The organism is Streptomyces sp. NPDC002306 (genome assembly GCF_053593435.1).
Genome location: NZ_JBSFCK010000107.1, coordinates 1 through 5,322 on the forward strand (window position 1 = coordinate 1; position 5,322 = coordinate 5,322).

Annotated in this window: 5 protein-coding genes and 2 pseudogenes; 4 read left to right on the top strand and 3 right to left on the bottom strand. The window is 65.4% G+C overall.

The window, feature by feature from the left end; all coding sequences use genetic code 11:
* The 3 genes and pseudogenes from ACWCQK_RS41915 to ACWCQK_RS41925 all read right to left on the bottom strand — a co-directional run.
* A pseudogene (locus ACWCQK_RS41915) lies at positions 1 to 386 on the bottom strand (hypothetical protein); the annotation flags it as partial.
* A complete protein-coding gene (locus ACWCQK_RS41920; protein WP_451164485.1) occupies positions 386 to 949 on the bottom strand; it encodes a hypothetical protein in 564 nt (187 codons plus the stop codon). The pseudogene ACWCQK_RS41915 and the gene ACWCQK_RS41920, both read right to left, overlap by 1 nt.
* Entirely contained in the window at positions 946 to 1,443 is a 498-nt protein-coding gene (locus tag ACWCQK_RS41925) for an ATP-binding protein (protein ID WP_451164487.1), read from the bottom strand. Before ACWCQK_RS41925 ends, ACWCQK_RS41920 begins: the two co-directional genes overlap by 4 nt.
* A 211-nt stretch (positions 1,444 to 1,654) precedes the next feature.
* On the opposite strand from ACWCQK_RS41925, the gene ACWCQK_RS41930 reads away from it, so the two are divergent.
* The 4 genes and pseudogenes from ACWCQK_RS41930 to ACWCQK_RS41945 all read left to right on the top strand — a co-directional run bounded on the left by ACWCQK_RS41930 (position 1,655) and on the right by ACWCQK_RS41945 (position 5,112).
* The gene (locus ACWCQK_RS41930) at positions 1,655 to 3,046 is read left to right on the top strand and encodes a helix-turn-helix domain-containing protein (protein ID WP_451164493.1); all 1,392 of its coding nucleotides are present in this window, start codon (positions 1,655 to 1,657) and stop codon (positions 3,044 to 3,046) included.
* Positions 3,043 to 3,924: a phosphotransferase family protein gene (locus tag ACWCQK_RS41935; RefSeq protein ID WP_451164489.1), complete on the top strand. Its 882-nt coding sequence runs from the start codon at positions 3,043 to 3,045 to the stop codon at positions 3,922 to 3,924. The genes ACWCQK_RS41930 and ACWCQK_RS41935 overlap by 4 nt, the downstream gene beginning before the upstream one ends.
* A 68-nt stretch (positions 3,925 to 3,992) precedes the next feature.
* Positions 3,993 to 4,130: pseudogene (locus tag ACWCQK_RS41940) on the top strand (XRE family transcriptional regulator); the annotation flags it as partial.
* 151 nt (positions 4,131 to 4,281) lie between these two features.
* Entirely contained in the window at positions 4,282 to 5,112 is an 831-nt protein-coding gene (locus tag ACWCQK_RS41945) for an SDR family oxidoreductase (protein WP_451164491.1), read from the top strand.
* The last annotated feature ends 210 nt before the right edge of the window (positions 5,113 to 5,322 follow it).

Sequence of the window (5,322 nt, forward strand, 5' to 3'; positions counted from 1 at the left end):
GCGTAGCGGTGCGGGGCCCACGTGTCGCTGGTTCCCGGCGGCACCAGCCAGATCAGCCAGCGCCGCTGCGGGTCCTCGATCACCGGACCGCACGCGTCGGGCTGGTCGTCGCCGGTGTGCTGGACCTGGTCCAGCAGGCTCACCACGGCGTACGCCTCGGGGCACGAGGCGGTCACGACGATGTCGAAGAAGTGCCCGCCTAACGGTAACCGCAGCACCCGGCCCTGCTGGAGATCCATCAGGCTGCGCACCCGCGCGGCGAGATCGCCCATGTCGGTGGCGACATCGCCCGGCATGATGGTCCAGTCGCCCGGCATGAAGTCCACACCGGCCACCGGGACCGGCCCACCCGGGAGTACTGCACGCTGAGGAAGCGGAGTACGCATCAGGCCGCCACCTCTCCGGTCGCGGGAAGAATGGCCTGCACGGTCTTGCCCACGACCACGTCATCAGCACTCCGCAGGACATCCCAGGGCAACCGACCGCCGTAGTGGGTTATCCACCACAGTCCCGCGGGCATCGCCTCCGGCTCCGTGAACTGGTTGGCGATGTTCGCGAAGCCGGGGAAGCCGGGCAGTCCGTCGTCCGCTTCGATCAGCAACTCGTCCGTCTCGGCGATGACGCCCAGGCACAGCCGGACGCAACCGTCACCGAGCGGCCTCCCGTGGCGCACCGCGTTGTCCACGAGATAACCCACCACGCGGGCGGCGACATCCACGTCGCCGCGCCAATGAGCCATCGTCAGTGACGGGCGAATGCGCAGCCTGGCGTTCGCGCACGCCCCCTGGTTCGCGACCAGAGCAGTGCTCCAACAAAACCGGGTCTCAGCTTCCAGCGGCAGCAGGGTGGTTGCGCGCGCAGGCTGCTGGCTGGCTACAGGCAGCTCCGTTTCCGGCGGTGTAGCCCTCCTGCAGGCGATGGGAATTGCGGGTTGCGTCGGCGGGTTCACGAGGGACTCCCTGGAATTTCTGCTCGGCTGTCCACGCTCGTAGAGGAGGGCGGGACGTCTGTACGGCGGTGGATGACCGGGACGTCGGCTGGCGTGAGGAAGCTGACCCACACGTCTTTGCCACCATTGGGAGATGGAGCAACACCGAACCGGTCAGCGATGGTCGTCACAAGCTGGAAGCCTCTACCGCTCTCCTCAGCGTCCGAAGCCTGCGCCAGTCGAGGCAGTGTGGGGTCCTGGTCGTGCACCAGAAGGGTGACCCCGTCGGGTATCCGGCTAAGGGTGACCTGTGCACTCTTCTGGCCGTCGTTGCCTGGTTTGGCGTGAAGCCATACGTTGGTCAGCAGCTCGGAAACGGCGAGTTCGGCCTTGTCAGTGAAGGCTTGGAGGTGCCACAGACGCAGATGGGCCCGGACGATCGTCCTTGTGATCCTCACGGACAGCGGCGTCACGACGTAGTCCATCTCCAGATGACCCGCCGTGCTGCGGGTCATGCCTCGTACGCCCGGCGGTTCCGTGAGGGGAGCAATAGGGTTGCTCATGCCCAAGGCCCTTCGTTGTGGCGAACCTTCGCCTGCGAGTTCCGCTTGCGGTGTGTACTGGTGGGGAATCGGTCCGCAACCATTGAGGCAGGCCGAAGCCGGAATCTGCAGATGCGGAATCGGAAAGATCGGCTTTCCGTTTCACGAGCTAAGGGCACTCGTCATGCCACGACCTGAGAAGCAGTTAGACCCAGACGCCTCACCTCGCGATTGGTTCGGTCACGAAGCGAGACACTGGCGTAAGGAGCGGGGCTACACTGCTGCCGCGCTGGGACCGTTGGTGCAGGTCAGTCAGTCCCTGCTGGAAAAAGTCGAAAAGGGAACGGCCACCTGCCGACGCGATCTCGCGGAACGCTTGGACGAGGTGCTGGAGACTGGGGGTGTACTCACCCGGGCCTGGGGCATGGTGTACGGCGAACCGGAAAACCGGCACGCTGAAACGGAAAAGAGCCCGCACGGGGCTACACGGGGCACCGTTCGCGCATCCCAAGGCCGCATCCTGAGCAGAGATATCTCATCGCCGCCTGGGAGCCCTGATTTGGACCGTCGCGCCTTTCTGGCGACCAGCAGCTTTGCCGCCGTCGCCTCGATAGATCTCGCTGCTCTCGTCGCTCCGGCGACGCCGCCACGTCTCCCCGCCCGCATCCGGGCTATGGACGTAGCCCAGATCGTCAGCGTCTCCGACGACATCCACCGCCGGGACAACGCCCATGGCGGCGGAGGTCTGGTGGGCGTACTCGCAGGCCGTGCCATGCAATGGGCGGTTAGCCTGCTGCCCGTGCCCTGCCCGGAGCCTCTTCAGCCGCGGCTTTACACCGCGGTGGCCCAGTTGGGCATAGTCGTTGGCGCCAGCCACTTCGACGCCTACGCCCACGATGACGCGCGAGTTGCCTTCAAGATCGCAGCCGACTGCGCGGAAGAAGCCAGAGATTGGCATCTACGCGCCAAGGTCTACAGCTTCCTCGCCCGTCAAGCCATCTGGATCGGCGACCCCGACACCGGCCTGACCCAGGCCGAGAAGGGCCTCGTGCGCGCCGACCGGCTCACGCCGACCATCCACGCCATGCTCCACAGCGCCCGTGCCCGCGCTTTCGCGAAAATGGGCGATGTCGCAGGAACGCTCGCCGCCGTCGGGGCGGCAGACGATGCCTTCGCCAAGTCAAACCCGGCGGACGACCCGCCCTGGATGGCGTACTACAACGCTGCGCAGCATCACGGGGACACCGCGCACGCATGGTTCGACCTCGCGATCCTCAAGGACCAGGACCCAGGTCAGGCACAACGCCGCTTTGAGATTGCAATCGCTGGCCATGATGACGGCTATGCACGCTCCCGTGCGATCTCCGGAACAAAACTGGCGAGCCTGCTGATGGCGAAGGGGGATCCGCAGCAAGCTGCAGTGATCGGCCACCGGGCTCTGGACGATGCTGGCGGCCTCACATCTCAGCGGGCAGCCGACGATCTCAGGGAGCTCGGCCGGTTCACGGCCCGGCACCGGCGCCTGCCCGAAGGGCCGTACTTGCGGGAACGGATCAGCGCTACGTTGCAGGCATGACCATATCGGGCAGCTCCTCCTCCACCGTCCTGGCTGAGGCCTGTACCGCCGCAGGCTTCAACCCGGCGGCCGCAGTACCCGTGCGCATCGCCGAGAATGAAATTTGGCGACTTCCCGGCCACGTGATCGTACGCATTGCACGCCCTGGGCAGTGGCAGGCGGCCGTCCGGGAGGTCGCGGTAGCCCGATGGCTTGCCGACAACGCGGTGCCGGCTGTCGGTGTCCTGCCTATCGACCAGCCCGTGGAGGCTGAAGGCCGGCCGGTGACGTTCTGGGAGGAACTGCCGCCGCACGAGAACGGCTCCGTTCAAGACGTGGTGTATCTGCTCAAGCGGCTGCACCCCCTCCCGATCCCGGACTTCCCACTCGGGAAACTGGATCCCTTCGTGCGCGTTGCAGAACGCATCGACGCAGCAACGTCGTTGCCCGAAGAAGACCGGGAGTGGCTCCGCTCGCGACTGGCCGAACTGAAAGCGCAATGGGAACGGCGCCCTGCCGGACAGGCCGAGTGCGTCGTCCACGGCGATGCATGGGTCGGCAACATCGCCCGCACTGCCGAGGGCCCCCTCCTCATGGACTTCGAACGCGTCTCGATCGGTCCACCGGAATGGGATCTCGTATCGACCGCGCTGAAGATGACAACAACTGGCGCAGTCTCGGAAGAGGAGTACACCGAGTTCTGCACGGCATACGGCATGGACGTAACCCGGTGGAAAGGCTACGAACTCCTCGCAGGAGCAAGGGAGCTGCGCATGACGACATACGCCGCCCAGCACGCGGCGAGCCGACCTCAGTGGCGTGCAGAAGCGCAGTACCGCGTCGACTGCTTGCGTGGCCGCACGGCGCCCCGACCATGGCATTGGACCGGCATCATGTAGTTGCCGGGCTCCCGAGTGAACGTTGTTGGCAGTGTCTAGTCGTCGCCGATGTGGTTAGTCCCTTCGTGGCCGCCGCGGCCAAGGCCATGCAGATACCTGCCGACGCCGCGACTCAGCACGCGCGGGTCTCCCGCATGCTGCAAGAGTTCGGCGCCGCGCTCGGTGCACGGGCACCGAGCAGTTCCAGTGTGCAGACCTGGACCGACCCCTTGGACACGACCCAGCTCGCACTGCCCACCTCGTGCGTGGCGTTGCCTCCCACCATGAGCTGGGGGGCTTTGAAAATCCCGGTTGCGTGTTGTATACCCGGCCCCACTCGCCCCTCTTGGTGGGTCTTCCTAGCTAGTGTGTCGGCTTATGACCTTGCTGATCATTGGTGCCAGCGGTTTCCTCGGCAGCGAACTGCTACGACAGGCGTCACTCTCGAGGCAGGATGTCGCCGGGACCTTCGCGACCAGACCCGGTCTGGTACCCGGCATCAAGTGGCTGCCACTCGATCTCCGCAATCCTCAGGAAATCGACTCGGTTCTCGACGAAGTACATCCGCGTATCGTGATCAACGCAGCTTCTCGGGAGACTGATTGGGCGGCTACTGCCGAAGGCGCCATCCGCGTCGCAATAGCAGCGGCCGAACGGGCAGTACGACTGGTGCACGTGTCGAGCGACGCAGTCTTCTCCGGTGCCCAGGTCTCCTACGACGAAGCCGCTCCACCAGATCCGATCACTCCGTACGGAGCGGCAAAGGCTGCCGCCGAGACGGCAATCCGCCTGCTGGCGCCGACGGCCATCATCACCCGCACATCGCTGATCATCGGCGACGGTACATCCATGCACGAGAAGTTCGTTCACGAGCTGTCCAAGGAGCAGCGAAGCGGCGTCCTGTTCACCGATGATTTCCGTTGCCCCGTACATGTCTCGGATCTCGCGGCAGCGATTCTGGAACTCGCGGACTCCCATCACACCGGGATCCGTCACCTTGCAGGCCCGGACGCGGTCAGCCGTCACGAGCTCGGCCTCCTTATCGCGCGCCGAGACAGCCTCGACGCCTCAACTCTTCGTGCTGGCCGACGAGCAGACACCAAAATCCATGGACCGCTGGACGTACGCCTCGATAGCAGCGCAACCCAGCTCCTCCTACGAACCAGGCTGCGCGGGGCTCGCGAGTTCCTGTCCGTCCTGGACGCATAGACGGGGCACTGAAGCCGGGCGGCCCTCTCGTTGTCCTCTCTCTCGAGGACGGCCGAACGCTGGTTCTGGATCACTTTTGGTGCAGGTCTGACGTAGGGTCACCGTCGCGGGTTTCGCGGCAGGCGGGTCAGCGGGCGAGGAGGATGCGCTTGCGCAGGAGGTCGAGGCCGGCCCGGCCGAACATCTGCCGCTTCAGCATCTTGATCCGGT

Bases quoted from the DNA above. Each gene is read 5' to 3' on its own strand.
- ACWCQK_RS41935 (WP_451164489.1), top strand. From the start codon at position 3,043: ATGACCATATCGGGCAGCTCCTCCTCCACCGTCCTGGCTGAGGCCTGT.
- ACWCQK_RS41930 (WP_451164493.1), top strand. From the start codon at position 1,655: ATGCCACGACCTGAGAAGCAGTTAGACCCAGACGCCTCACCTCGCGAT.
- ACWCQK_RS41925 (WP_451164487.1), bottom strand. From the start codon at position 1,443: ATGACCCGCAGCACGGCGGGTCATCTGGAGATGGACTACGTCGTGACG.
- ACWCQK_RS41945 (WP_451164491.1), top strand. From the start codon at position 4,282: ATGACCTTGCTGATCATTGGTGCCAGCGGTTTCCTCGGCAGCGAACTG.